Origin of the sequence: Streptomyces sp. NPDC127097 (assembly GCF_042724075.1) — a bacterium.
In the GTDB taxonomy this organism is placed as follows: Bacteria; Actinomycetota; Actinomycetes; order Streptomycetales; family Streptomycetaceae; genus Streptomyces.
Window position 1 is genome coordinate 92,644 of record NZ_JBHXFI010000014.1, and the last position, 22,573, is coordinate 115,216.

The window sequence follows — 22,573 nt, forward strand, 5'->3', positions numbered from 1 at the left end:
AAATAGTGCGCGTGCCGCCCGCCCATCGAGGATGGCCTGGGCGGAGCCCTCGGCCACGCCAATCCTCGATCGGAGCGTTTGTGCAGGTCAGGGCTCTAGATTCACCTGAAATTTGAATGCCCTCCCCGTTCCATAGCCCCGAGCGGCTCAACAACCCCGATTTCCGTGATCAGGTGCTGCCCAAGCTCGCCGCGGCGACGGGGCTGCTGGTGGTCGACGAGGCGCACTGCATTTCCGACTGGGGCCACGATTTCCGGCCGGATTACCGACGGCTGCGCACGATGCTCGCCGATCTCCCGCCCGGTGTGCCGGTGCTCGCCACCACCGCGACGGCCAACGCGCGGGTGACCGCCGATGTCGCCGAACAGCTCGGCACGGGCGAGGGCTCCACGGAGGCGCTGGTGCTGCGCGGGCCGCTGGACCGGGAGAGTTTGAGCCTGGCGGTGCTCCCCCTGCCGGATGCCGCGCACCGGCTCGCCTGGCTCGCGGACCATCTGCACGAGCTGCCGGGCTCGGGGATCATCTACACGCTCACCGTCGCCGCCGCCGAGGAGATCACGGCGTTCCTCCGCCACCGGGGGCACACGGTCTCCTCGTACACCGGCAAAACGGAGAACGCGGACCGCCAGCAGGCCGAGGACGATCTGCTCGCCAACCGGGTCAAGGCGCTGGTGGCGACCTCGGCGCTGGGCATGGGCTTCGACAAGCCCGACCTGGGGTTCGTGGTGCACCTGGGCTCGCCGTCGTCCCCCATCGCGTACTACCAGCAGGTGGGCCGGGCCGGCCGTGGGGTCGAGCACGCCGAGGTGTTGCTGCTGCCCGGGCGGGAGGACGAGGCGATCTGGAAGTACTTCGCTTCGCTGGCGTTCCCGCCGGAGGAGCAGGTGCGGCGCACTCTGGATGTCCTGGCGGCCGCCGGCCGGCCGGTGTCGCTGCCGGCCCTGGAGCCCCAGGTCGAACTGCGCCGCTCGCGCCTGGAGATCATGCTCAAGGTCCTCGATGTGGACGGCGCCGTGCAGCGCGTCAAGGGAGGCTGGACATCCACCGGCCGGCCGTGGGCGTACGACGCCGAGCGCTATGCGTGGGTGTCCCGCCAGCGCGAAGCCGAACAGCAGGCGATGCGGGAGTACGCCACCACGACCGGCTGCCGGATGGAGTTCCTGCGGCGGCAGTTGGACGACGAGGCGGCGGTGGCGTGTGGTCGCTGTGACAACTGTGCCGGGGCGCGGTTCACCACCGAGGTGTCCGCGGCCTCGCTGGACGCGGCGCGCGGTGAGCTGGGGCGGCCGGGCGTGGAGGTCGAGCCGCGCCGGATGTGGCCGACGGGGCTGCCGGCCGTCGGTGTCGATCTCAAGGGGCGCATCCCGGCGGGTGAGCTGGCCGCGACCGGCCGCGCCCTGGGACGGCTCTCCGACATCGGGTGGGGCAACCGGCTGCGTCCGATGCTCGCCCCGCAGGCCGCGGACGGTCCGGTCCCGGACGATGTGGCGGCCGCGGTGGTCACGGTTCTCGCCGACTGGGCGAAGGGGCCCGGTGGTTGGGCCTCGGGGGCGGCGGAGGCACCGGCCCGCCCGGTGGGTGTCGTCGCGCTCTCCTCGCGCAGCCGTCCGCAGCTGATCCGGTCGCTGGCCGAGCGGATCGCCGGCGTCGGCCGGATGCCGTTCCTGGGCACGGTGACCTCGTCGGACGACGGTGCCGAGGGCAGGATTCCGCGCAGCAACAGCGCCCAGCGGCTGCGGGCCCTGCACGGTTCGCTGGGTGTGCCGCCGGATCTGGCGCAGGCTCTGGCCGCGGCGGGTGGCCCGGTGCTGCTGGTGGACGACTACGCCGACACCGGCTGGACCCTGGCCGTGGCCGCCCGGCTGCTGCGCAGGGCGGGAGCTGAGGGGGTGTTTCCGCTGGTCCTCGCCGTACAGGGCTGAGCGCGGGGCGACCCGCGGCGGCGCTCAGGGATATTTGGGATACCTGCGGCGATTCCGGTCATGGGCGGAAATTGCTCGTTGCCGCATGCGTGTACGACCGCGAGAATTGGAGGTGCTTCCCCTTACCGGCCGTCCGTGGTCAGGCAGGGCCATGTCGTGGTGCGTACCGTGCCCGGCCGCCGCCCGGCGTGCGGACGCGTAGACGAAGGGAGGAACGTGACCTTCGACTTCGCCTCGCCCTCGCAGGTGTCCCCGCCCGCGTCCGCCGATTCCGCCCGACTGGGGCGGATGCTGGAGCCCGCCGAATGGGCCTCGGCCGGAATCCCGTTGCTGCGCAACCCCCGTGAGGTCGTCGCCGGCCTGCACGATCGCCATCGCCCGGGGCCGTCGACGGCCATCGTCGCGGTGCTCGATGCGCAGGAGCGGGTGACGGCCAGCGCTTCGTTCACCGAGCTCGCGGCCGCTCCCGACGGCTGGGGGTTCCGCAATGTACTGCTGGCGCATCTGCGCCGGGTCACCCCGCACGACCTGCGGCTGCGAGCCCCGGTTCGGACCGCCGTGCTGCTCTACTGCCGTGAGGGCGAGCCCCGTTGGACGGAGACGGACGGGGCGTGGATGTGGGGGCTGCGCGATGCCTGCACCCTGCACGGGCTGCGCTGCGGGGCGTACATCACGCTGACCCCGGACCGCTGGCAGGTACTGGGAGAGGGCCGGGGCGGGCGCCGCCCCAGGCAGTCCCCGATGGATGAGCCGCCCGGAGAACCGATCGGGGTGAGCCGTCCGGAGATGCGTCGCACGACGGCTTCACTTCCGGATGCCCCGCGCCCGGCCGTGGGTGTTCCCGCGCAGAACCGGTCGATGCCGCGACGCTCCGGCGGCGGCGCCCCGGAAGCCCATCGGCACACGGCGGCGCGCTGAGCGGACCGGGCGGGCGTCCCGGGTTCCCGCGCACGGCGGAAGCAGCGGGCAGCCCTGCCCGTTACCGTCCTGTCGACCGGGCTCGCCTGTTGGATACGCAAGCTAGCCCGACGGCCTCCAGGGCCGACGGGCTGTTGCGAACCGGCAGCGGTCAGGCGTGGGCGCCGAGCACGGCGTTGATCCGCTGCGGGTCACCGCAGACGATCAGCAGCGTGCCGGCCCGGGCCATCGCCGCGGGCAGCGCCCGCGCGGCGACCTCGTCCGAACCACCGTTGACGGCGACGACCACGACGGGCCGGCCGGTGGCGCGCTCGGCCGCGGCGTCCGCGTAGAACACATCGTCCGCGGCGTCGTGTTGGGCCCAGTAGGACGCCTCACCGAAGGACCGTTCATGCACGGCCCACGGGTGGGTCTCGCCGGTGGTCAGCACCAGGATTTCGCCCGGTGCACGCCCGGAGTCCAGCAGCAGGTCGACGGCCTCGTCGGCGGCGTCTACGGCGCCGTCGGCGGGGGCCGGGATCAGCTGGAGCTGCGCTCCCGCGGCGGTGCCGGACTGACCGGCAGGCTGCGGGGAGTTGGTGCGCTGCGCCGGCGGGGCGGCGACAGGCCCACGCGGCGGGGCAGCAGGTCCGGGCTTGCCCGGACGGACACTGGACGCGGGCGCGCCACGCGGAGGTGCGGGGCGGGGACCGGGACCAGGAACGGGGCGGGGGGTCGGCGCGGTACGGCCGGCGGCCGGAGTTGCGCGGGGACCCGGGACACTCTCGTGAATCTGAGGCTCCTCGGGGATGAGAGGCATAAAGGGATGTCTATCAAACGTAAGTGCGGAACATGTCATCGGGTACCGAATTCATGTCCACACCGCTCAGAAGTCGAAGCCGAGTTGGCCACCGGCTTGCAGAGCGGCTGCTTCGGGGGTGATGCGCACCTTCTTCAGATGCCGCCACCGGGGCAGTGCGTCCATGTAGGACCACGACACTCGGTGGTGCGGCGTAGGACCGTACTCCTCCAGGGCGATGCGATGGGTCGGAGAGGGGTAGCCGGCGTTGGCCGCGAAGTCGAAGTCGGCGTAGGCCAGGCCCAGTTCGGCCATCATCGCGTCCCGCCGCACCTTGGCGATCACGGACGCGGCGGCAACCGCGATGCAGGACTGGTCGCCCTTGATGACCGTGCGGACGCGCCATGGCGCGCCCAGGTAGTTGTGCTTGCCGTCGAGGATGATCGCGTCCGGCCGGACCGGCAACGCCTCCAGGGCGCGTACGGCCGCGAGCCGCAGGGCAGCGGTCATACCCAGCTCGTCGATCTCCTCCGATGAGGAGTGCCCCAGGGCATACGACGTGACCCACTCGCCGAGCACATCGCACAGTTCGGTGCGGCGCTTGGGGGTCAGCAGCTTGGAATCGGTGAGTCCGTCGGGCGGCCGGCGCAGGCCGGTGATGGCTGCGCAGACGCTGACCGGACCGGCCCACGCTCCGCGTCCGACCTCGTCGATACCTGCAACGATCTTGGCGCCCGTCGTGGCGCGCAATGATCGCTCGACGGAATGTGTGGGGGGCTCGTACGGCATGGCGCCAGCAAGGTTACGCCTATTCGGCCCAGCCGTCCGCATCGGCTCCGAACCTGGTGGCAAACGGTGTCGGCGAACCCGCGAGAGGGGCCGGGCGGTGCCGCTACTGGCGGGTACGCAGAAGTGGGCACGGGCGGGCGGAGGCCGGGTACCGGACGCCGCTGTTCCCCCCTCACGAACACATGTAGGGAGCCGAAGTCACCGTGCGGCGCTGCCTGTTGGAAGGCACCGCGGGGCGCGAAGACAGACGCGGAAGGTCGGCCTACGACGGGTGCGGAGGGGACAAGAGGTGTGACGGTAGGCCGGTGATCAGTCGGCGAGGGCGGGGGCCCACGACGGGAGGGGCTCGGTGCCGTCCAGCCATGCCGCGGGCGGGGCGCCGGTGGGGCCGGCGGCGGCGACGATGCCGCCGACGATGGCGCATGTGGTGTCGACGTCGCCGCCCGCCTGAACGGTGGTCCAGAACGCCCGCTCGTAGTTGCCGAGATGCTGGGCGGCAGCCCACAGGGCGAACGGCACGGTGTCATGGGCGCTGGTGCGTCGTCCGCAGCCCAGGACGGCGGCGACGGTGCCGGAGTCGGCGTAGTCGAGCATGTCGCGGGCCCGGCGCAGCCCGGCCTGGACGGCGCTGCGCGGGATCAGCTCCAGCACCCCGTCGAGCAGCTGCTCGGGGCCGGTGTCGCGGGTCGGGTCGGCCACCAGGGCGGCCGCGGCGGCGACGGCCATGGCGCCGACGACGGCCTCGCGGTGCTGGTGGGTGGTGTAGGCGGAGATCTCCGCCTGGTGGGTGGCCTGCTCGGGATCATCGGCGTACCAGGCGCCGAGGGGAGCGATGCGCATCGCGGCGCCGTTGCCCCACGAGCCCTGGCCGTTGAAGAGCCCGGATGCCAGCTCGCGCCAGTCGCCGCCCTCGCGGATCAGCCGCAGCATGCGGTTGACGGCCGGACCGTAGCCGCGGTCGAAGTCGTGGTGGTCGGCGAAGGAGCGGGCGAGGGCGTCCTGGTCGATCCGTCCGTGCGCGGTGAGGACAGCCAGGACGGAGCAGGCCATCTCGGTGTCGTCGGTCCACTGCCAGGGGGCGGCAGGCGGCTCACGGCGCTTGAGGGAGGGGTAGTTCGCGGGGACGAAGAACTGGGATCCGAGGGCATCACCCACGGACAGTCCGCGCAGGCTCGCCAGAGCCCGCTCACAGCGGTCTGCGTCACGGTGGTCGAGGGTCATCGGTGTGCACTCTAACCGGTGGCCCCATAAGGAACGGGTTCACACCAGCGCTCAAAGGGCCGGTCGAGGGTGTACCGGCCGTCGGGGCCGAGCAGCAGGGTGCGCCACTCCGCGTTGCCGGGGTTGGACAGCGACTCGAAGTCCGCCACCGTCCAGTGGAACCAGCGCATACAGAACAGCCGCATGGTGAGCCCGTGCGTGACGATCAGGACGTTCGGTGGGTGCTGGGGGTCCTCGAAGCTGCGCCACAGGCTCTCCAGGAAGGCCCCTACCCGGTCGTAGACATCGGCTCCGGACTCGCCCTGGGCGAAGCGGTAGAAGAAGTGGCCGTAGGCGTCCCGATATGCCTTCTGCCGGCGTACATCCTCGCGGTCCTGCCAGTTGCCCCAGTCCTGCTCGCGCAGCCGGGGTTCCTCGCGCACCCGGACCCTGGCGGGGTCGAGACGGAGTTCGCGGAAGGTCTGGTGGGTGCGGCGGTACGGCGAGACATAGGCGGAGACCCGCTCGTCGCCGAACATCTCCCGCACCGCGCCGCCGGCCTCCGCCGCCTGCCGCAGCCCGGCCCCGGTGAGGGCGAGCGCGTGATCGGGTTCCCGCTCGTACACGGTGTCGTCGACATTCCCCTCCGACTCTCCGTGGCGGATGAGAACGATGCGTCGGGGCCGAGCCATGCCGCCAGCCTAAATCGGGTGGCTTGTGCCTGTCGCACGCGGTCATGGTCGCGGCCCGGTCGAGTGTCCGTCGGTCACCTTCCGGTCTCCTTTCTGCACGTTTCCGAGCGAGTCGTGGTTCGGGTGTCGGGCGGGCCGTGGCCGTAGACCCGGTGTGCGCCCGTGCGTGCGGGGTCGTGGGTGGATGTCGCCGTCGGATGTCCGTTGTCCGCGGCGAGGGCGGCGTCGATGTCCGGAGGCAGCGGCGGCACGGAGGCCACGCCGGATCGTCGGGGCGTATCGGATCAAGGGGCGCCGGTCATTGGGCGGCCGGGGCCGGGCGGCCGTCGCGTATCTCGTAGCAACGGCCGCCGAAGCGTCGCCGCAGCAGCCGGTCGTGGGAGACGACGACCAGGGCACCGGGCCATGCCGCCAGGGCGGCTTCGAGCTCTTCGACGAGGCCGAGCGCCAGGTGGTTGGTGGGTTCATCGAGCAGCAGCAGGTCCGCCGGGCGGGCCAGCAGCCGGGCCAGGGCCAGGCGGCGTCGCTGCCCGGCGGAGAGCGCTCCGACGGGGACATCGAGGTCACGTTCGCGGAACAGGCCGTAGGACAGCAGCAGGGCGGTGTGCTCCTCCACGTCCCCGGCCAGCCCGCGGCGGAACACCGAGAGCAGCGGTTCGGCGGGACGGGAGACCGGTATTTCCTGCGCGAGGTAGCCGGTCCGGCCTCGCCGCCGGACCGTGCCGCTGTCCGGAGGGGTGACCCCCGCCAGCACGCGGAGCAGCGTGGTCTTGCCGGCCCCGTTGGCGCCCTGGATCAGCAGACGTTCACCGGCGGCGACGGTGAGGGAGTCCACCGCGAGCCGGTCCCCCACCCGCACTCCGTCGAGCCGGACGAGGGTGCCCTCGGCCTCGCCGATGTCCGGCGCGGCACGGAACCGGAGCGGGTCGGGCGGTCTGGGAACGGGGTCTTCCCGGAGCCTGCGCAGCCGCTCCTGGGCGTTGCGCACTCTGCCGGCCACGGACGCCTGGACGCGGCCCTTGGCCCGGTCGTACGCCATCTTGTTGCCGTCCTTCATGGCCCGGCCCTGAGCGACGTTCCGCGCCGCGCCCCCGGCGAAGTCGGTGAGTCGCGTGATCTGGGCGCACCACTGGGCATGGTCCTGCTCCCAGCGCCGGCGGGCGGCCTCCCTGGCCGCGAGGAAGGTGCCGTAACCGCCGCCGTAGCGGACCAGGGCCCGGCGATCGGCGTCGACCTCGACGAGGGCGGTGGCGATGCGCTGGAGGAAGAGCCGGTCGTGCGAGACGGCGAGGACCGTGCCCCTGTGGGCGAGCAGGGCGCCTTCCAGCCAGTCCAGAGCGGTGGCGTCGAGATGGTTGGTGGGTTCGTCGAGAAGCATGACCTCAGGTGCCGCGGCGATCAGGCAGGCGATCCCCAGCCGGGCCTGCTCGCCTCCGGAGAGGCTCCCGAGCATCCGGTCGTGACCCAGCTGTGCCAGGCCCAGGGCGTGCAGTGCCCGGTCGACGCGGGCGTCGGCTTCGTAGCCGCCGCGCAGCTCGAAGAGGGTGAGCAGATCGCCGTACTCCTCCAGCCTGCCGGGCGTGGCTCGGTCGAGCCCACGCTCCAGGGAGCGGAGTCGGCGCTCCATGTCCCTGAGGTCCGCCAGAGCGGCGTCGATCGTGTCCTGGACGGTGCGGTCCGGCGGGAGGTCGGGGGTCTGGCCCAGGTAACCGGTGCCGCCCTCGGCCCGGAGCACCACCTGGCCTTCATCGGGCGGCTCGGCACCTGCGACGATGCGGAGCAGTGTCGACTTCCCGGCACCGTTCTCCCCCACGATCCCGACGCGCTCACCCGGGCGCACCGACAAGGAAACGCCGTCGAGCAGCAGGCGGTCGCCGTAGGACTTGGTGATGTCGTGCAAGGAAATCTGAGTGGTCACACATCCCCCCGAAGTAAACGCAACCGTAGTCGCATTACGATGATGATGGCAGAGGAAACCCGCTAACGCAACTGGAGTCGCAATTGCCTGATCAGACGATGCCCGACAACGGCCGCGAGAGCGGCGGTTCCGCGCCCTCCCCCGGCACCCGGCGCCCCGGCGGCCGCACCGCCCGCACCCGCGCCGCCGTCCGCGACGCCGTGCTGGCCGGCCTCACCGAGCACGGCTACCCCGGCCTGACCGTCGAATACGTCGCCGCCCACTCCGGCGTGCACAAGACGACGCTCTACCGGCGCTGGAAGGACGTCGAGGGCCTGGTGGCGGACGCGCTGGATCTTGCGGGGGAGGACAGCTGGGTGCCGCCCGACACCGGCTCCCTGGAGGGTGATCTGCGCGCCCTGGCCCAGGAGGTCGTCGATTCGTTCACCGACCCGGCGGTGGCCGCGTCGGGCTCGGCGATGATCGCCGCCGCCTTCCAGTCGGAGCGGGCGGCCGACGCCCTGCGCGCCTACTACACCGAGCGGTTCGCGCGCTGCGAGGCCCTCGTCGAACGCGCCGTGCGACGCGGCGAGTTGGCGGCGGCGCCTGACGCCACTGCGGACGCCGCCCCCGGCGCCGCCCCGCACCGCGGCATCGACGCCGGAGCGCTCGTCCGCTCCGTCTCCGCGCCGCTGTTCTTCCGTCTGTTCATCACCCGGGAGCCGGTCGACGACACCGTCGCCGAACAGGCCGTGGCGGCCACACTGGCGGCCGCCCACGCCGGGGCGTTCACGGTCGTCGGCCGGGCGGACGCCTCCCCCGGAGCGGCCCCCTGACCGCGCCGCCCCTCACACCGTCCACGATGGTTCGAGCTGCACCACGTCCCCCGCGATGGCCCGGACATCCGCGGCTATCTGGGCACGCAGCGCCAGCCGCTCCACCCGCTCGGGCCGGTACTTCCCCCGCTCGGCCGCCGACTGCCACATCGACAGCACCAGGAACTCCTCCCCCGGAGCCCGCCCCAGCATCCCTCGCAGCATGCCCGGCGAACCCGCCATCGCCGGATTCCAGACCTTCTCCTGCATCAGCATGAAGTGATCCACCCGGTCCTGGCGCACCTGGCAGTGCGCCAGCCGCAGGACATCCACATCACCGAACGACGGGCGGAAGCCCACCTTCACATCAAACTCGTGCTCGAACAGCCGCACTTGGGCGTCCTTGTACGTGCCGACCTGGGAAGCCGCCAGCCGGTCGTGCGAGCGCGCCATGAAGGAGTCGTAGAACGCCCGGCTCTCCCAGAAGGCGACCAGATGCGCGACGCCCGGCCGCCCCCGGCTCCATCCCCCGCCCTGCCCTCGAAACCCCGGCTCACCCAGCAGCCCCGCCCATTTCCGCTGCCCCCGCTCGAACCCTCGACGGTCCACAACGGTGAGGCGAATCCACTTGACCAGCACCGCGCCATCGTACGGCCCAAGGGCGGACCGGGATCACTGCGCGTCACATTCACACCACCCCGAACTTCCTTACGGGCGCGGATCAATGGGCGTGCCGACACCGAGCCGCCGCTCCACCGCCTCGGCCGCCGCCAGACACCAGTCCTCCCGGTAGGAGCGCCCGATCAGTTGCACTCCGTACGGGAGCCCGTCCGCCACCCCGGTGGGGACGGCCACCGCGGGCACCCCGACGAAGCTGGTCGCGGTGCACAGCCGCATCGCGTGCTGCACCCGCCGATGGCTCTCCTCGTCCCGTATCTCCTCCCCCGGTGCGAACGGCGGATCGGTGAACACCGGCCCCAGGACCAGCGGATACTCGTCCAGAAAGGCCGCCCAGTCCCGCTGGATGCCCAGCCGCACCCCGGTAAGCCGCAGATACTCCGGCAGCTCCACGGGGGTCGCCCTCGCCATCCCAAACTCGACATAGCGATGGCCGCCCTCCCCGAGCAGCGGTTTGACCGCCGGCCAGGTGGTGGCGAACTCCGTGAGCGTCATCCGGGCGTAGGCGTCGAGGGCGTCGTCCAGCCGCGGCACGTCCGCCACTTCGTGCACCTCGTACCCCGCGTCCCGCAGCGCGTCCGCGGCGCTCTCCACGGCCCGGCGCACCACGGGATGCACTCCGCCGCCTCCGGGATCCGCCACCATCGCCACCTTGAGGGGACGCCCCGGCGGCGCACCGTAGGGCGGCACCGGTACGGCCCGGGGGTCGCGCGGATCGGCCCCGGCCAGCACCTCGTAGGCGAGCCGGAGATCATCGACCGTACGGGCCAGCGGGCCGTCGACCACGAGGAACTGGGCGGCGAGAGAGGGGTCGTCCGGGCCGATGCGGTGATCGGCGGCGAACCGCCCGTAGGTCGGCTTCAGACCCGCGACGCCACAGAAGGACGCGGGAATGCGCACCGACCCCCCGGAGTCGTTGCCGAGTCCGAGCGGGGCCATCCCGCTCGCCACGGCCGCGCCGTCGCCGCCACTGCTGCCGCCCGGAGTGACCGCGGCACTCCAGGGATTCACGGTGTCCCCGAACAGCTCACTACGGGTATGGATGCCGGCCAGGATGAGCGTCGGCATGTTGCTGTGCCCAACGGGGATTCCGCCCGCCGCCCGCAGACGCGCCACCGGGGGCGCATCGGAGTGCGCGACAAAGTCGCGGAAGCGCTCCGCGCCGTAGGTCGTCGGCACCCCTTCGATGGCCGTGGTCTCCTTGACCGTGAACGGCACACCGGCCAGCGGCCCCAGCTCCGCACCCGCCGCGCGCCTGCGGTCGAGCTCCGCCGCCTCGCCCCGCGCCCGTTCGGCGAGCATCTGAGTGACGGCGTTGACGGCCGGGTTGACCTCGGCGATCCGCTCCAGATGCGCCTCGACCAGCTCCACCGCCGACACCTCACCGGCGCGTACCGCCGCCGCCTGGGCGCGTGCCGTCATCGTCCACAGTGCGTCGCGCATGTCCTCCCCTTCCCGTGGCCTCAGCCGGCCCTCCCCTGGGCCGCCCGGACCGTTCCCGAACGTTCCGATGCAGTTGCATCGCTTCAGCATCGTAACCTTGCTGCCGATACAGACGCATCGAATAACCGGAGTACGGGACATGCCCAAGCAGGTCGACCACGAGAGCCGGCGCCGCCAGATCGCCGAGGCGGTGTGCCAACTCGCCGACGAGAGCGGCCTGGAGGGCGTCACGCTCCGCGACGTGGCGGCCCGCGCACAGGTCTCCATGGGCGCCGTCCAGCGCTGCTTCCGCACCAAGGAGGAGATGCTGGTCTTCGCGCTCGGCCACATCGGCGAACGGGTCACCGCCCGGGTCTCGGCCCGGCTCGCCGCCTCGCCCGCCCAGTCGGCCCGCACGGCACTGGGCCACGCCACCACGGAGGTGTCCCTCCTCCAGGAGGAACATCGCGCCGAGGCGCGGGTCTGGCTCGCCTTCGTGGCGCAGGCCGCCGTCAGTCCACCCCTGGCCGGAATCTTGCGTACCAACTACGCAGGTCTTCACACGGTGTTCGCACGGCTGGTCTCCGAGGCTTGCGACACCGCCGACCCGGACCGCGCGGCCCGCACCCTCCTCGCCCTGGCCGACGGCCTCACCGCCCATGTCCTGATCGGCCATCTCTCCCCCGCAGAGGCACTGGACGTACTGGACGGCCAGCTCAACCGCCTCTGGGACGAGCGGACAAGCTGAGCCGCATCCGGCGTCCTCATGGGCCGGACGGCACTTTCCAGCCACCCGAGGCGGAGGCAAACCACGGGTGACCAGGGGCAGTTCACCCAGCCCACGGACGGTGAGGCGTGGCACGATGGACAGCCAACGGGAAGTCCTGGGGAGTTGTCCGCCTGCCTGCGCAGGCCGCGCCACACTCCCGGGAGATGACGGGAGGGAAGTCCGGTGAGCACGCTCAGCAAAGGGATCGAGAAGGTCGAGGTAACGCTCAAGTGGGACCCGAGCCCCCTCGGGACGCCGGACAATGATCTCGACATCGTCGCGGCCACCTATACGGCCGACGCCCCGCACGGCGAGCCCGCCTATCTGGTGCACTTCGACAGCCGGTCGCCGGACGGGACCATCACCCTCAACCGGGACAGCAGGACCGGCCAGGGTTTCGGCTTCGACGAGATCATGACGCTGGAGCTGGACCGGCTGGCCGAGACCTACACCCGGGTGCTCGTGGGGGTGGCCATCCAGCAGGGCGAGGGCCGCAAGGTCTTCGGCGATATCGCCAACACCGCCGTACGGATCCGCGAGGGGTACACCGATCTGGCGGAGCACGGCTTCACCGAGGTCGCGGGGGCGACTGCCGCGACGGTGGCCGAATTCACCCGGGACGAGGGAGGCCAGTGGCGCTTCCGCTCGGCCCTCCGGGGATTCGACACCGACCCGCACGCGTTCACCTCGGAAATGGGCCGCTGACGGGCAAACGGCACGCGGGCGACGGTGCGCCCGAGCACAACAGCGAGGGGGAGGTGGCCCTGTGCCGCCTCCCCCTTTGCCGTGCCCCGCGCCGTCAGCCCCCCGCCCGTTTACGGCGCCGGTGCGCCGCCACCCGCTCCCGCGCGGCACAGGCCCGTGCCCGCCCCCAAGACACCAAAGAGGGTGCCGACCCATGGTCGGCACCCTCTCTCAGGTGCGGTGCGGCGTCCTCAGCGACAGTTGCTCAAGTCGCGTCAGGCGCCGTTCCGTGTGTGGTCAGCTGCAACCGCTGGTCGATCCGCAGCCCTCGCACAGGTAGCAGCTGCCGGCCCGCTGCATCTTCGTCCCGCAGGAGAAGCACAGGGGGGCGTCGGCGTTGATGCCCAGCTGCATCTCGACGAGTTCGGCGTTGGTGTGCGCCTGCTTGGGGGCCGGGGCGGCGGCCTCCTCGACGATCTTCGTCGCCGGGGTGGACTCCTTCACCGACTCCGTCTGGCGGGGCGCCGACTGGGCCAGGCCCTCGACGTCGACGTCGTCCTCGGACGGCTCGTACGAACCGGTCTCCAGGTGGCGCTGGCGCTCCTCGACGGAGTGGATGCCGAGCGCCGAGCGGGTCTCGAACGGCAGGAAGTCCAGGGCCAGGCGGCGGAAGATGTAGTCGACGATCGACTGCGCCATCCGCACGTCCGGGTCGTCCGTCATACCGGCCGGCTCGAAGCGCATGTTGGTGAACTTCGAGACGTAGGTCTCCAGCGGCACGCCGTACTGGAGGCCCACGGACACCGCGATGGAGAAGGCGTCCATCATGCCCGCGAGGGTCGAGCCCTGCTTGGACATCTTCAGGAAGACCTCACCGAGACCGTCGTCCGGGTAGGAGTTGGCGGTCATGTAGCCCTCGGCGCCGCCGACCGTGAAGGAGGTGGTGATGCCGGGACGGCCCTTGGGGAGGCGGTTGCGGACCGGGCGGTACTCGACGACCTTCTTCTCGGCGACCGGCTCGGCCTTCTTCTCCTCCTCCTTCTTCTTGGCGGAGAGCGGCTGGCCGACCTTGCAGTTGTCGCGGTAGATCGCCAGCGCCTTCAGGCCGAGCTTCCAGCCCTGGAAGTAGACGTCCTCGATCTCCTCGACGGTGGCCGACTCGGGGACGTTGACCGTCTTGGAGATCGCGCCGGAGAGGAAGGGCTGCGCGGCCGCCATCATGCGCACATGGCCCATGGCGGAGATCGAGCGCGCGCCCATGGCGCAGTCGAAGACCTCGTAGTGCTCGGCCTTCAGGGCCGGGGCGTCGATGACATTGCCGTGATCGGCGATGTGGGCGACGATCGCCTCGATCTGCTCGGGCTGGTAGCCGAGCCGCTTGAGCGCCTTGGGGACCGTGTTGTTCACGATCTGCATGGAGCCGCCGCCGACCAGCTTCTTGAACTTGACCAGCGCCAGGTCCGGCTCGACGCCCGTGGTGTCGCAGTCCATCATCAGACCGATGGTGCCGGTCGGTGCCAGCACCGACGCCTGGGCGTTGCGGAAGCCGTTCTTCTCGCCGAGCCGCAGCACGTCCTGCCATGCCTCGGTCGCCGCGGCCCACACCGGGGTGTCCAGGTCGTCCATGCGCACGGCGCTGCCGTTGGCGTCCGAGTGCTGCTTCATGACGCGCTTGTGGGCGTCGGCGTTACGGGCGTAGCCCTCGTACGGGCCGACGACCGCGGCCAGCTCGGCCGAGCGCCGGTAGGAGGTGCCCGTCATCAGGGAGGTGATGGCACCGGCCAGCGCGCGGCCGCCGTCCGAGTCGTAGGCGTGACCGGTGGCCATCAGCAGCGCGCCGAGGTTGGCGTAGCCGATGCCCAGCTGGCGGTAGGCGCGGGTGGTCTCGCCGATCTTCTGGGTCGGGAAGTCGGCGAAGCAGATGGAGATGTCCATCGCGGTGATGACCAGCTCGACGACCTTGGCGAAGCGCTCGGCGTCGAAGGACTGGTTGCCCAGGTCGTCGTCGCGCAGGAACTTCAGCAGGTTGAGCGAGGCGAGGTTGCACGAGGAGTTGTCCAGGTGCATGTACTCGCTGCACGGGTTGGACGCGGTGATCCGGCCCGACTCCGGCGAGGTGTGCCAGTGGTTGATGGTGTCGTCGTACTGGATGCCGGGGTCGGCGCACGCCCAGGCGGCCTCCGCCATCTTGCGGAAGAGCCCCTTGGCGTCGATCTCCTCGATGACCTCACCGGTCATCCGGCCGCGCAGCCCGAACTTCGAGCCGGCCTCGACGGCCTTCATGAACTCGTCGTTCACCCGGACCGAGTTGTTGGCGTTCTGGTACTGGACGGAGGTGATGTCCTCGCCGCCCAGGTCCATGTCGAAGCCCGCGTCGCGCAGCGCGCGGACCTTCTCCTCCTCCTTCACCTTGGTCTCGATGAATGCCTCGACGTCCGGGTGGTCCACGTCCAGGACGACCATCTTGGCCGCACGGCGGGTGGCGCCGCCCGACTTGATCGTTCCGGCGGACGCGTCGGCGCCGCGCATGAAGGAGACCGGGCCGGAGGCGTTGCCACCGGAGGAGAGCAGCTCCTTGGAGGAGCGGATACGGGAGAGGTTCAGACCGGCACCGGAGCCGCCCTTGAAGATCATCCCCTCTTCCTTGTACCAGTCGAGGATCGACTCCATGGAGTCGTCGACGGAGAGGATGAAGCAGGCGCTGACCTGCTGCGGCTGCTGGGTGCCGACGTTGAACCACACCGGCGAGTTGAAGCTGAAGACCTGGTGGAGCAGGGCGTACGCCAGCTCGTGCTCGAAGATCTCGGCGTCCGCCGGGGAGGCGAAGTAGCCGTTCTCCTCGCCGCTCTTCCGGTACGTCTTGACCACTCGGTCGATGAGCTGCTTGAGGCTGGACTCACGGGTCGGGGAACCCACCGCGCCACGGAAGTACTTGCTCGTGACGATGTTGACCGCGTTCACCGACCAGAACTCGGGGAACTCGACGCCACGCTGCTCGAAATTCACCGAGCCGTCGCGCCAGTTGGTCATGACGACGTCACGAGACGCCCACTCCACCTCGTCGTACGGATGCACGCCGGGTGTGGTGTGGATGCGCTCGATACGCAGACCCTTGCTCGCCTTGCTGCCCTTGGCGCGGGAGCCTCGTGCCGGGCCGCTCGTCGTCTCTGTCATTCCGCCTCCCTGTATACGGGCAAACGCCCATATGTGCGCACGCATTCCGTGGCACGGTGTATGTCTTTCCGATACCGGGACGCCCTGCTCTCGCCCCGGTACAGGTCCTGGATGCGCGCCGAGCTCAGTCGGCGGCGGTGGCGGGCACGGGGACGGCCGGGCCGCCGGCCTCCCCCTCGGTCCCGCATTCCTGCCCGGGCGGTCCCAGCTCGCGCTGCTCCCGCAGCTCGGCGATGGCCGCCTCGAAGTCCTCGAGCGAGTCGAAGGCCCGGTAAACGGAGGCGAAGCGCAGGTACGCGACCAGGTCGAGTTCCTGCAACGGCCCCAGTATGGCGAGCCCGACGTCATGGGTGGTCAGCTCGGCGCTGCCGGTGGCGCGCACCGCCTCCTCGACCCGCTGGCCGAGCTTGGCGAGGGCGTCCTCGGTGACCGGACGGCCCTGGCACGCCTTGCGCACTCCCGCGATGACCTTGTTGCGGCTGAAGGGCTCGGTGACCCCGCTCCGCTTGATCACCATCAGTGACGCCGTTTCGATGGTCGTAAAACGGCGGGAGCAGTCGGGGCACTGGCGGCGCCGGCGGATCGCCGTCCCGTCATCGGTGGTGCGACTGTCGACGACCCGGCTGTCCGGGTGCCTACAGAAGGGGCAGTGCATGGCTCTCCACCCTCCTCACCCTGTGATATACGGACGTACGTACGCCAACGAGCCCCACGTACGGCGACAGACCTCTGACCGGTCCGTACGGGCCCTTCGGAGCAGTCACCAGCATAGGCGATTCCCGACCCACTGAGGGACCAGGCACCACAACTTCTGGGGACCCGACCGCATCTAACCACTAGATGTGGTGTCGGCCCGCTTACATCCGCCTACCGCGTGTCGCGGCGGAGGCGGGCCGGACGGTCGCCCACGAGAGTACGGGAAGCCACCCGGCCGGCGGTGCGGCGGGGCCGGGATGACAGAATCGGCCGGGTCGGGACGGTCGGCCGCCGAGCGCTTCGCGCGGCGACGGTCCGGCTCGCCGCCCGGCCGGAAAATTCGACGCACGCGGTCCGCTTCGGACCCGGAACGCCGCTCGGCCATACACCCAGCCACTTGATCCGGGTAGGCAATAGCCGAATATTTCACTCGAACGTGTGTTTGGCGCAACCTTTCGAAAGCAACTACCGTTGGCTAACTAGGGAGAACATTTCGAGAGGGGCCGACGTGACCACCACCGCAGACAGCGCGACCATCACCGCACAAAGCCACTCCCAGAGCCGGTTCGAGCACCCGCAGAAGGCACAGCGGCCGATGGACGACGCCACGTTGGACTCCGAAGAGCAGAAGCCCCCCCGCGCCCTGCCCGGCCGGCCCCCAGGGATCCGCGCCGACAGCTCGGGGCTCACCGACCGCCAGCGCAGGGTGATCGAGGTGATCCGGGATTCCGTGCAGCGGCGCGGCTACCCGCCGTCCATGCGCGAGATCGGCCAGGCCGTCGGGCTGTCCAGCACCTCGTCCGTCGCGCATCAGCTCATGGCGCTCGAGCGCAAGGGCTTCCTGCGCCGCGACCCGCACCGCCCCCGGGCGTACGAGGTCCGCGGCTCGGACCAGACCAGCACCGCCGCGACGGAGACCGCGGGCAAGCCCGCCGCGTCCTATGTCCCGCTGGTCGGCCGGATCGCCGCCGGCGGCCCGATCCTCGCCGAGGAGTCGGTCGAGGATGTGTTCCCGCTCCCCCGCCAGCTCGTCGGCGACGGCGAACTGTTCGTGCTGAAGGTCGTCGGCGACTCCATGATCGAGGCCGCCATCTGCGACGGCGACTGGGTCACGGTCCGCCGCCAGCCGGTCGCCGAGAACGGTGACATCGTCGCCGCGATGCTGGACGGCGAAGCCACCGTCAAGCGCTTCAAGCGCGAGGACGGCCATGTGTGGCTGCTGCCGCACAACTCCGCGTACCAGCCGATCCCCGGCGACGAGGCGACCATCCTCGGCAAGGTGGTGGCGGTACTGCGCCGCGTCTGACCCACCGCCCCTCACGACCGAGCCCCGGAACCACTGCGCCGGTTCCGGGGCTCTGCGCTGTGCGCCTTAAGCCGGCGCCGCTCTCGCGGAGGTGGTTGCGGTCCGGTGGGGGTTGCTCGCTTGAGGGTTGCGGCGCAAGCGCCCCGGCCGGTGCGCCGCCTAGGTGTCAGCCTGTGCGGCCTTCGCTGCCGCGTCGATGGCCGCCAGGGAGCGGCGGACCTGGTTGCGGTCGGTGGTGTACCAGAACTCGGGCATCGACTTGCGGAGGAAGGAGCCGTAGCGGGCCCGCTCCACCCGGGGGTCGAGGACGGCGACCACACCACGGTCGCCGGTGGCGCGGACCAGACGGCCGGCTCCCTGGGCCATCAGCAGGGCCGCATGGGTCGCCGCGACCGCCATGAAGCCATTGCCGCCGGCCTCCTCCACGGCCTTCTGCCGGGCGCTCATCAGCGGGTCGTCCGGACGCGGGAACGGCACCCGGTCCATCACCACCAGCTGGCAGTTCGCACCCGGCACATCGACGCCCTGCCAGAGGGACAGCGTGCCGAACAGGCAGGTACGGGCGTCCTCGGCGAAGGCGCGGATCAGCTCGCCGAGCGTCTCCTCGCCCTGGAGGAGGATCGGCAGGTCCAGCCGGCCGCGCAGCTCCTCCGCGGCGGCCTGGGCGGCGCGCATGGAGGAGAAGAGGCCGAGGGTGCGGCCGCCCGCCGCCTCGATCAGCTCGGTGAGCTCATCGAGCATGTCCGTACGGCTGCCCTCCCGGCCCGGCTGGGCCAGATGCTTGGCGACGTACAGGATGCCCTGCTTCGAGTAGTCGAACGGGGAGCCGACGTCCAGGCCCTTCCAGGGCGGGACGTCCTCGCCCTCCGTGCCCTCCGGGGCCAGGCCCAGTGAGGCGGCGACCCCGTTGAAGTCGCCGCCCAGCTTGAGGGTGGCGGAGGTGAGGGTCACCGAGCGGTCGTCGAAGAGCTTCTCGCGCAGCAGGCCCGAGACGGACAGCGGCGCCACCCGGAGAGACGCGCCGAAGCGGTCATGGCGTTCGTACCAGACCACGTCGTACTCGGAGCCGTTCGCGATGCGCTCGGCGACGGCGTGGACGTTCTCCAGCGAGGCGAGGGCCTGCTTGCGGACGGCGTCCTCGTCCTGGACCGACTTGTCGCGGGTCGAGCCCAGCGCCGAGATGACCGTACGGGCCGCGTCCCGCAGCGCCATCAGGCAGTAGCCGAGGTCCTCGGGGATCTCCTCCAGGCGGCCGGGCAGGGCCAGCTCCATGAGGCGTTCGAAGGTCTCCGACGCCGTCTGGAGCTGGTCCGCGGCCTTCTCGTTGACGAGCTTGGCGGCCCGGCGGACGGCGCGGTTGACCTGGCCGGGGGTGAGCTCGCCGGTGGCGACGCCGGTGACCCGGGAGACCAGCTCATGGGCCTCGTCGATGATCAGGACCTCGTGCTGCGGGAGGACCGGGGCGCCCTCGATCGCGTCGATGGCGAGCAGCGCGTGGTTGGTGACGACCACGTCGGCGAGCTTGGCGCGCTCCCTGGCGGCCTCGGCGAAGCACTCCGCCCCGTACGCACACTTCGAGGCGCCCAGGCACTCCCGGGAGGAGACCGAGACCTGGCCCCAGGCGCGGTCGGAGACCCCGGGGGTCAGCGCGTCGCGGTCACCGGTCTCGGTCTCGTCCGCCCAGTCGCGCAGCCGCAGCAGGTCCTTGCCGAGCTTGCTGGTCGGCGTGGCCTGCTCGAACACGTCGAAGAGGCCGTCCTCCTCTTCCTGCGGGACGCCCTCATGGAGGCGGTGCAGACACAGGTAGTTCGAACGGCCCTTGAGCATGGCGAACTCCGGGCGGCGGCGCAGCAGCGGATGCAGGGCCTCGACCGTCCGCGGCAGATCGCGCTCCACGAGCTGGCGCTGGAGCGCCAGGGTGGCCGTGGCGACCACCACTCGCTCGCCATGGGCGAGCGCCGGGACCAGATAGCCGAGGGACTTGCCGGTGCCGGTGCCGGCCTGGACCAGCAGATGGGCCTGTTCGTCCACGGCCTCGGCGACGGCCTCGGCCATCGCCACCTGGCCGGGGCGCTCGGTGCCGCCGACGGCGGTGACGGCGGCGTGCAGCAGATCGGGGAGGGAGGGCTTCGTCATAGCGCTGCAAGCCTACGCGGGACCACTGACAGCCGGGTCCGTCACGGCATGTGGAGCGGATTGGGGACGGTGCCGTGCACCGCCGCGTGCGGGCGGTCGGTGCGGTCCCGGTAGCCGTCCACATGCAGACGGTTGCGGTTCAGACACAGCCGCTCGATCCGCGGGGTGAGCAGGTCGAAGGTCTCGTGCCGCTCCTTGAGGGCGGGGAAACGTTCGTGGTGGCGCAGGATCTCCGCTCGTACGAGTGACCAGAACTCGGCCTCGGGCACGCCCAGTTGGTCCGCGCACAGCGGCGCGAGGTAGCGGAAGACGCCGACGAACAGGCCGGAGTGGATGAACTGGGTGAGGAAGCCCGGCGGTTCGGTCAGCAGCACCGCCCGTACGTCGTCCGGCATGGAGTCGTGCTCCGGGAGGGGCACGGAGCTGGTGTTGACGTCGTCGACGAAGTCCTTGACCGCGAGGCGGGTGGGGACGTCGTGCTCGTCGAAGACGACGATGGCGTTCTCGCCGTGCGGGGAGAAGACCGTGCCGTACCGGTAGAGGAAGTGCAGCAGCGGCGGCAGCAGCGCGGCGAACAGCCGGGCCAGCCAGGCGCGCGGGGCCAGCCCCGAGCGGCGCACCAGCTCCGCGGTCAGGGCCCGGCCCCGGGGGTCGGTCTGAAGCAGCGCGGCCAGGGTGCGGGCGCGTTCGCCGGGGTCCAGATGGCCGGTGACCGGCTCGCGCCAGATACAGCCGAGCAGCTCCTTGAACTGGTACGGGACGCCGGGCAGCCGGTCGTAGAGGGGGTGCTCGACGGTGACGGACGCGGTCTCGCCGAGCAGGATCACCCGGGTCTCGTCGCGCAGATACGGGTCGGCGTCGCGCAGGCCGTGGACCCAGCGGGTGACCGCGGGCGCGGCGAGGGTGCGCTCGGTGGGCAGGCCGCGCCAGACCAGGGTGTTGAGGATGGACAGCGGCAGCTTGACCGTCCGGGCCGCGGGCCGGCTGAGGTTGAGGAAGGTGCGGATCGACTGCTGCGGCAGGCGGAGGTCGTTGTCAGTGGGCAGCGCGATGATGGATCTGTCCGCGAGTTGCGGGGCGAAGAGCGGGGCGATGGTCTCGTCCCATTGCCAGGGGTGCACGGGGAGATAGAGGTAGTCGTCGGGGTCGAGGCCCTCGTGGCTGATGGTGCGGGCGAAGGCGTGCCGGGTGGCGGGGGTGAGTTCCTCGCCGTAGAGACGGTCGGGGGTGGCCAGGGTGGGGATACCGCGGTAGTGGGCGATGCTGTGGTGCGCGGCGAGCCAGGGCAGGCGGCGGGCGGTGCGGGCCTCGGGGGCCCAGGTCGCCGCGTCGGTGGCGGAGAAGCCGAGCCGGCCCTTGTTCGCGACGAGCCAGGGGTGGCCGGTCTGGTGGCCTTCGAGGGAGGCGTAGTCCAGGTCGGCGAGTTCGGCGGCGCTGAGCGCGGTGGCGTCGAGGCGGGTGTCCGCGGCGAGGGTGGCGGTCAGTTCGCGGATGAGGTGGCCGGTGGTGTCGCCGGACAGGCGCAGCACGGTGTCGTGGGCGTGCGTGAGGAAGTGGAAGGGGTCGGTGTCCGGGGTGATCGAGGCGGGGTCGACGCGCCAGTGCCCGTAGGCGCCGCGCCGGGCACGGAAGCGGTAGACCAGGGCCTCGGTGACCGGCAGGCGGTATCGCGGGGTGCCGTCGGGGGCGGTGCCGTCGGGCTCGGGGGTGAGGACTTCCTCGTAGGCGAACTCCGCCAGGATCTTGGCGAAGAGGCGGCGCGCGGCGTGCTGCCAGGCGCGGTGCGAGGGCTGGGGCTCAGGAGACAAGGCGGGACTCCTCGAAGCGGGTCCGCCCCGGCTCGTACGGGGGACAACCGGGGCAGCGTGGTGGACGGCGGACCGGAGCGGGACCGTCGACGGACGGCCCCGGGGTCAGAGAAGGTGGCGGCGGGCGCGGTCGCGGACCATCAACGCCGCGCGTTTCGCGGGCAGTTCGATCTCGTCGGCGTAGCGGAACCCGGCGCTCAGGAAGGCCGCGACGGAGGCGGTGTTGCGCAGATCGGGCTCGGCGACGACCCGGGTGCACCGCGGGCGGTGGTCGAGGACGAGATCGGCGGTGGCCCGCAGCAGGGTGCTGCCCAGTCCGCGCCCCCGGTCGCCGGCCCCACCGATGAGGAGGTGGACACCGGTGTCCTGGGGGCGGGCCGGGTAGTGGCGGGCGAGGGGGTCGAGGTCGGCGCGGTAGATCTCCCAGTAGCTCATCGGGACCCCGGCCAGCACCCCCAGGCAGGGCACGCTGCGGCCGTCGCCGTCGAGCTGGCCGCGCAGATGGGCGGCGGTGATCTCCGGCGGACCCGCCAGTTCCCAGAAGGCCGCGACGGCCGGATCGTTCATCCAGCCGGTGATCCGGTCGAGATCGCGGTCCGGCCGGACGGGCACGAGCGCGAACGGCCCGGCGGAGGTCTCGGCCGTGCCCCAGCCCGCCAGGTTGTCGAGCAGCGGGCCGGCGGCCCGGGCGTCCGGGGTCACCGCCGGCCGGGGACCGCCGTCGGACCGCGCGCCGCGTTCCGGTGGGTGCTGCCGGCCGAGGGTGTCGTCGGAGCCGATGCTGAGGCCGGGGTCGGTGGGTGGCACGGCGACGCTCTCCTCTCGTGGCCGCGTGCCGCGTGGCCGTATGGGTCGCGGGGCGCCGGCGCCGGGGACGGGATGCGGGGGT

At 71.5% G+C, this 22,573-nt stretch carries 17 protein-coding genes and 1 pseudogene; 6 read left to right on the forward strand and 12 right to left on the reverse strand.

What is annotated here, in order from left to right:
- Positions 1-134: 134 nt before the first annotated feature.
- Both ACFWJW_RS14010 and ACFWJW_RS14015 read left to right on the forward strand, forming a co-directional pair.
- Positions 135-1,922 (forward strand): annotated as a pseudogene (locus ACFWJW_RS14010) (helicase-related protein); the annotation flags it as partial.
- 216 nt (positions 1,923-2,138) lie between these two features.
- Positions 2,139-2,840, forward strand: a complete 702-nt coding sequence (locus ACFWJW_RS14015) for a hypothetical protein (protein ID WP_387239550.1) — start codon at positions 2,139-2,141, stop codon at positions 2,838-2,840.
- A 151-nt stretch (positions 2,841-2,991) separates the two neighbouring features.
- On the opposite strand, the gene ACFWJW_RS14020 is transcribed toward ACFWJW_RS14015, so the two are convergent.
- The 5 genes from ACFWJW_RS14020 to ACFWJW_RS14040 form a co-directional block, all read right to left on the reverse strand.
- Complete coding sequence (locus ACFWJW_RS14020) at positions 2,992-3,639, reverse strand: hypothetical protein (protein ID WP_387239553.1); 648 nt, start codon at positions 3,637-3,639, stop codon at positions 2,992-2,994.
- A 66-nt stretch (positions 3,640-3,705) separates the two neighbouring features.
- Positions 3,706-4,407: a ribonuclease HII gene (locus ACFWJW_RS14025; RefSeq protein WP_387239556.1), complete on the reverse strand. Its 702-nt coding sequence runs from the start codon at positions 4,405-4,407 to the stop codon at positions 3,706-3,708.
- 309 nt (positions 4,408-4,716) lie between these two features.
- On the reverse strand, positions 4,717-5,628 hold the full coding sequence (locus ACFWJW_RS14030) for an ADP-ribosylglycohydrolase family protein (RefSeq protein ID WP_387239559.1): 912 nt from the start codon (positions 5,626-5,628) through the stop codon (positions 4,717-4,719).
- A gap of 11 nt (positions 5,629-5,639) precedes the next feature.
- Positions 5,640-6,299 (reverse strand): histidine phosphatase family protein, encoded by a 660-nt coding sequence (locus ACFWJW_RS14035; protein ID WP_386685003.1) that lies wholly within the window; start codon positions 6,297-6,299, stop codon positions 5,640-5,642.
- Between the two features lie 298 nt (positions 6,300-6,597).
- Entirely contained in the window at positions 6,598-8,217 is a 1,620-nt protein-coding gene (locus ACFWJW_RS14040; RefSeq protein ID WP_387239563.1) for an ABC-F family ATP-binding cassette domain-containing protein, read from the reverse strand.
- A gap of 98 nt (positions 8,218-8,315) precedes the next feature.
- Between ACFWJW_RS14040 and ACFWJW_RS14045 the strand changes: the two genes are divergently transcribed.
- Positions 8,316-9,032 (forward strand): TetR/AcrR family transcriptional regulator C-terminal ligand-binding domain-containing protein, encoded by a 717-nt coding sequence (locus tag ACFWJW_RS14045; protein WP_387239695.1) that lies wholly within the window; start codon positions 8,316-8,318, stop codon positions 9,030-9,032.
- Between the two features lie 12 nt (positions 9,033-9,044).
- On the opposite strand, the gene ACFWJW_RS14050 is transcribed toward ACFWJW_RS14045, so the two are convergent.
- A complete protein-coding gene (locus ACFWJW_RS14050; protein WP_042159834.1) occupies positions 9,045-9,650 on the reverse strand; it encodes a YdbC family protein in 606 nt (201 codons plus the stop codon).
- Positions 9,651-9,719: 69 nt separating this feature from the next.
- Positions 9,720-11,132, reverse strand: coding sequence for an amidase (locus tag ACFWJW_RS14055; protein WP_387239567.1), 1,413 nt, complete (start codon positions 11,130-11,132; stop codon positions 9,720-9,722).
- Positions 11,133-11,271: 139 nt separating this feature from the next.
- On the opposite strand from ACFWJW_RS14055, the gene ACFWJW_RS14060 reads away from it, so the two are divergent.
- Together ACFWJW_RS14060 and ACFWJW_RS14065 are read left to right on the forward strand one after the other, a co-directional pair.
- On the forward strand, positions 11,272-11,859 hold the full coding sequence (locus ACFWJW_RS14060; protein WP_387239570.1) for a TetR/AcrR family transcriptional regulator: 588 nt from the start codon (positions 11,272-11,274) through the stop codon (positions 11,857-11,859).
- 204 nt (positions 11,860-12,063) lie between these two features.
- A complete protein-coding gene (locus tag ACFWJW_RS14065; RefSeq protein ID WP_387239573.1) occupies positions 12,064-12,585 on the forward strand; it encodes a TerD family protein in 522 nt (173 codons plus the stop codon).
- Positions 12,586-12,861: 276 nt separating this feature from the next.
- Here ACFWJW_RS14065 and ACFWJW_RS14070 read toward each other — a convergent pair whose 3' ends face one another.
- Both ACFWJW_RS14070 and nrdR read right to left on the reverse strand, forming a co-directional pair.
- Positions 12,862-15,738 carry a vitamin B12-dependent ribonucleotide reductase gene (locus ACFWJW_RS14070; RefSeq protein ID WP_387239576.1) on the reverse strand — a complete coding sequence of 959 codons (2,877 nt, stop codon included), beginning with the start codon at positions 15,736-15,738 and terminating at the stop codon, positions 12,862-12,864.
- 124 nt (positions 15,739-15,862) lie between these two features.
- The gene (nrdR, locus tag ACFWJW_RS14075; RefSeq protein ID WP_387239579.1) at positions 15,863-16,393 is read right to left on the reverse strand and encodes a transcriptional regulator NrdR; all 531 of its coding nucleotides are present in this window, start codon (positions 16,391-16,393) and stop codon (positions 15,863-15,865) included.
- A gap of 549 nt (positions 16,394-16,942) precedes the next feature.
- Between nrdR and lexA the strand changes: the two genes are divergently transcribed.
- Positions 16,943-17,740 (forward strand): transcriptional repressor LexA, encoded by a 798-nt coding sequence (gene lexA / locus ACFWJW_RS14080; RefSeq protein ID WP_042159846.1) that lies wholly within the window; start codon positions 16,943-16,945, stop codon positions 17,738-17,740.
- A gap of 159 nt (positions 17,741-17,899) precedes the next feature.
- Here the strand turns inward: lexA and ACFWJW_RS14085 are convergent, their stop codons facing one another.
- The 3 genes from ACFWJW_RS14085 to ACFWJW_RS14095 all read right to left on the reverse strand — a co-directional run bounded on the left by ACFWJW_RS14085 (position 17,900) and on the right by ACFWJW_RS14095 (position 22,491).
- Positions 17,900-19,876, reverse strand: coding sequence for an ATP-dependent DNA helicase (locus ACFWJW_RS14085; protein WP_387239583.1), 1,977 nt, complete (start codon positions 19,874-19,876; stop codon positions 17,900-17,902).
- Between the two features lie 41 nt (positions 19,877-19,917).
- Entirely contained in the window at positions 19,918-21,684 is a 1,767-nt protein-coding gene (locus tag ACFWJW_RS14090) for an IucA/IucC family protein (protein WP_387239586.1), read from the reverse strand.
- A 105-nt stretch (positions 21,685-21,789) separates the two neighbouring features.
- Positions 21,790-22,491 (reverse strand): GNAT family N-acetyltransferase, encoded by a 702-nt coding sequence (locus ACFWJW_RS14095; protein WP_387239589.1) that lies wholly within the window; start codon positions 22,489-22,491, stop codon positions 21,790-21,792.
- Positions 22,492-22,573 lie beyond the last annotated feature (82 nt).

Bases quoted from the DNA above. Each gene is read 5' to 3' on its own strand.
- ACFWJW_RS14020 (WP_387239553.1), bottom strand. From the start codon at position 3,639: ATGCCTCTCATCCCCGAGGAGCCTCAGATTCACGAGAGTGTCCCGGGT.
- ACFWJW_RS14025 (WP_387239556.1), bottom strand. From the start codon at position 4,407: ATGCCGTACGAGCCCCCCACACATTCCGTCGAGCGATCATTGCGCGCC.
- ACFWJW_RS14030 (WP_387239559.1), bottom strand. From the start codon at position 5,628: ATGACCCTCGACCACCGTGACGCAGACCGCTGTGAGCGGGCTCTGGCG.
- ACFWJW_RS14035 (WP_386685003.1), bottom strand. From the start codon at position 6,299: ATGGCTCGGCCCCGACGCATCGTTCTCATCCGCCACGGAGAGTCGGAG.
- ACFWJW_RS14045 (WP_387239695.1), top strand. From the start codon at position 8,316: ATGCCCGACAACGGCCGCGAGAGCGGCGGTTCCGCGCCCTCCCCCGGC.
- ACFWJW_RS14055 (WP_387239567.1), bottom strand. From the start codon at position 11,132: ATGCGCGACGCACTGTGGACGATGACGGCACGCGCCCAGGCGGCGGCG.
- ACFWJW_RS14060 (WP_387239570.1), top strand. From the start codon at position 11,272: ATGCCCAAGCAGGTCGACCACGAGAGCCGGCGCCGCCAGATCGCCGAG.
- ACFWJW_RS14070 (WP_387239576.1), bottom strand. From the start codon at position 15,738: ATGACAGAGACGACGAGCGGCCCGGCACGAGGCTCCCGCGCCAAGGGC.
- nrdR (WP_387239579.1), bottom strand. From the start codon at position 16,393: ATGCACTGCCCCTTCTGTAGGCACCCGGACAGCCGGGTCGTCGACAGT.
- ACFWJW_RS14085 (WP_387239583.1), bottom strand. From the start codon at position 19,876: ATGACGAAGCCCTCCCTCCCCGATCTGCTGCACGCCGCCGTCACCGCC.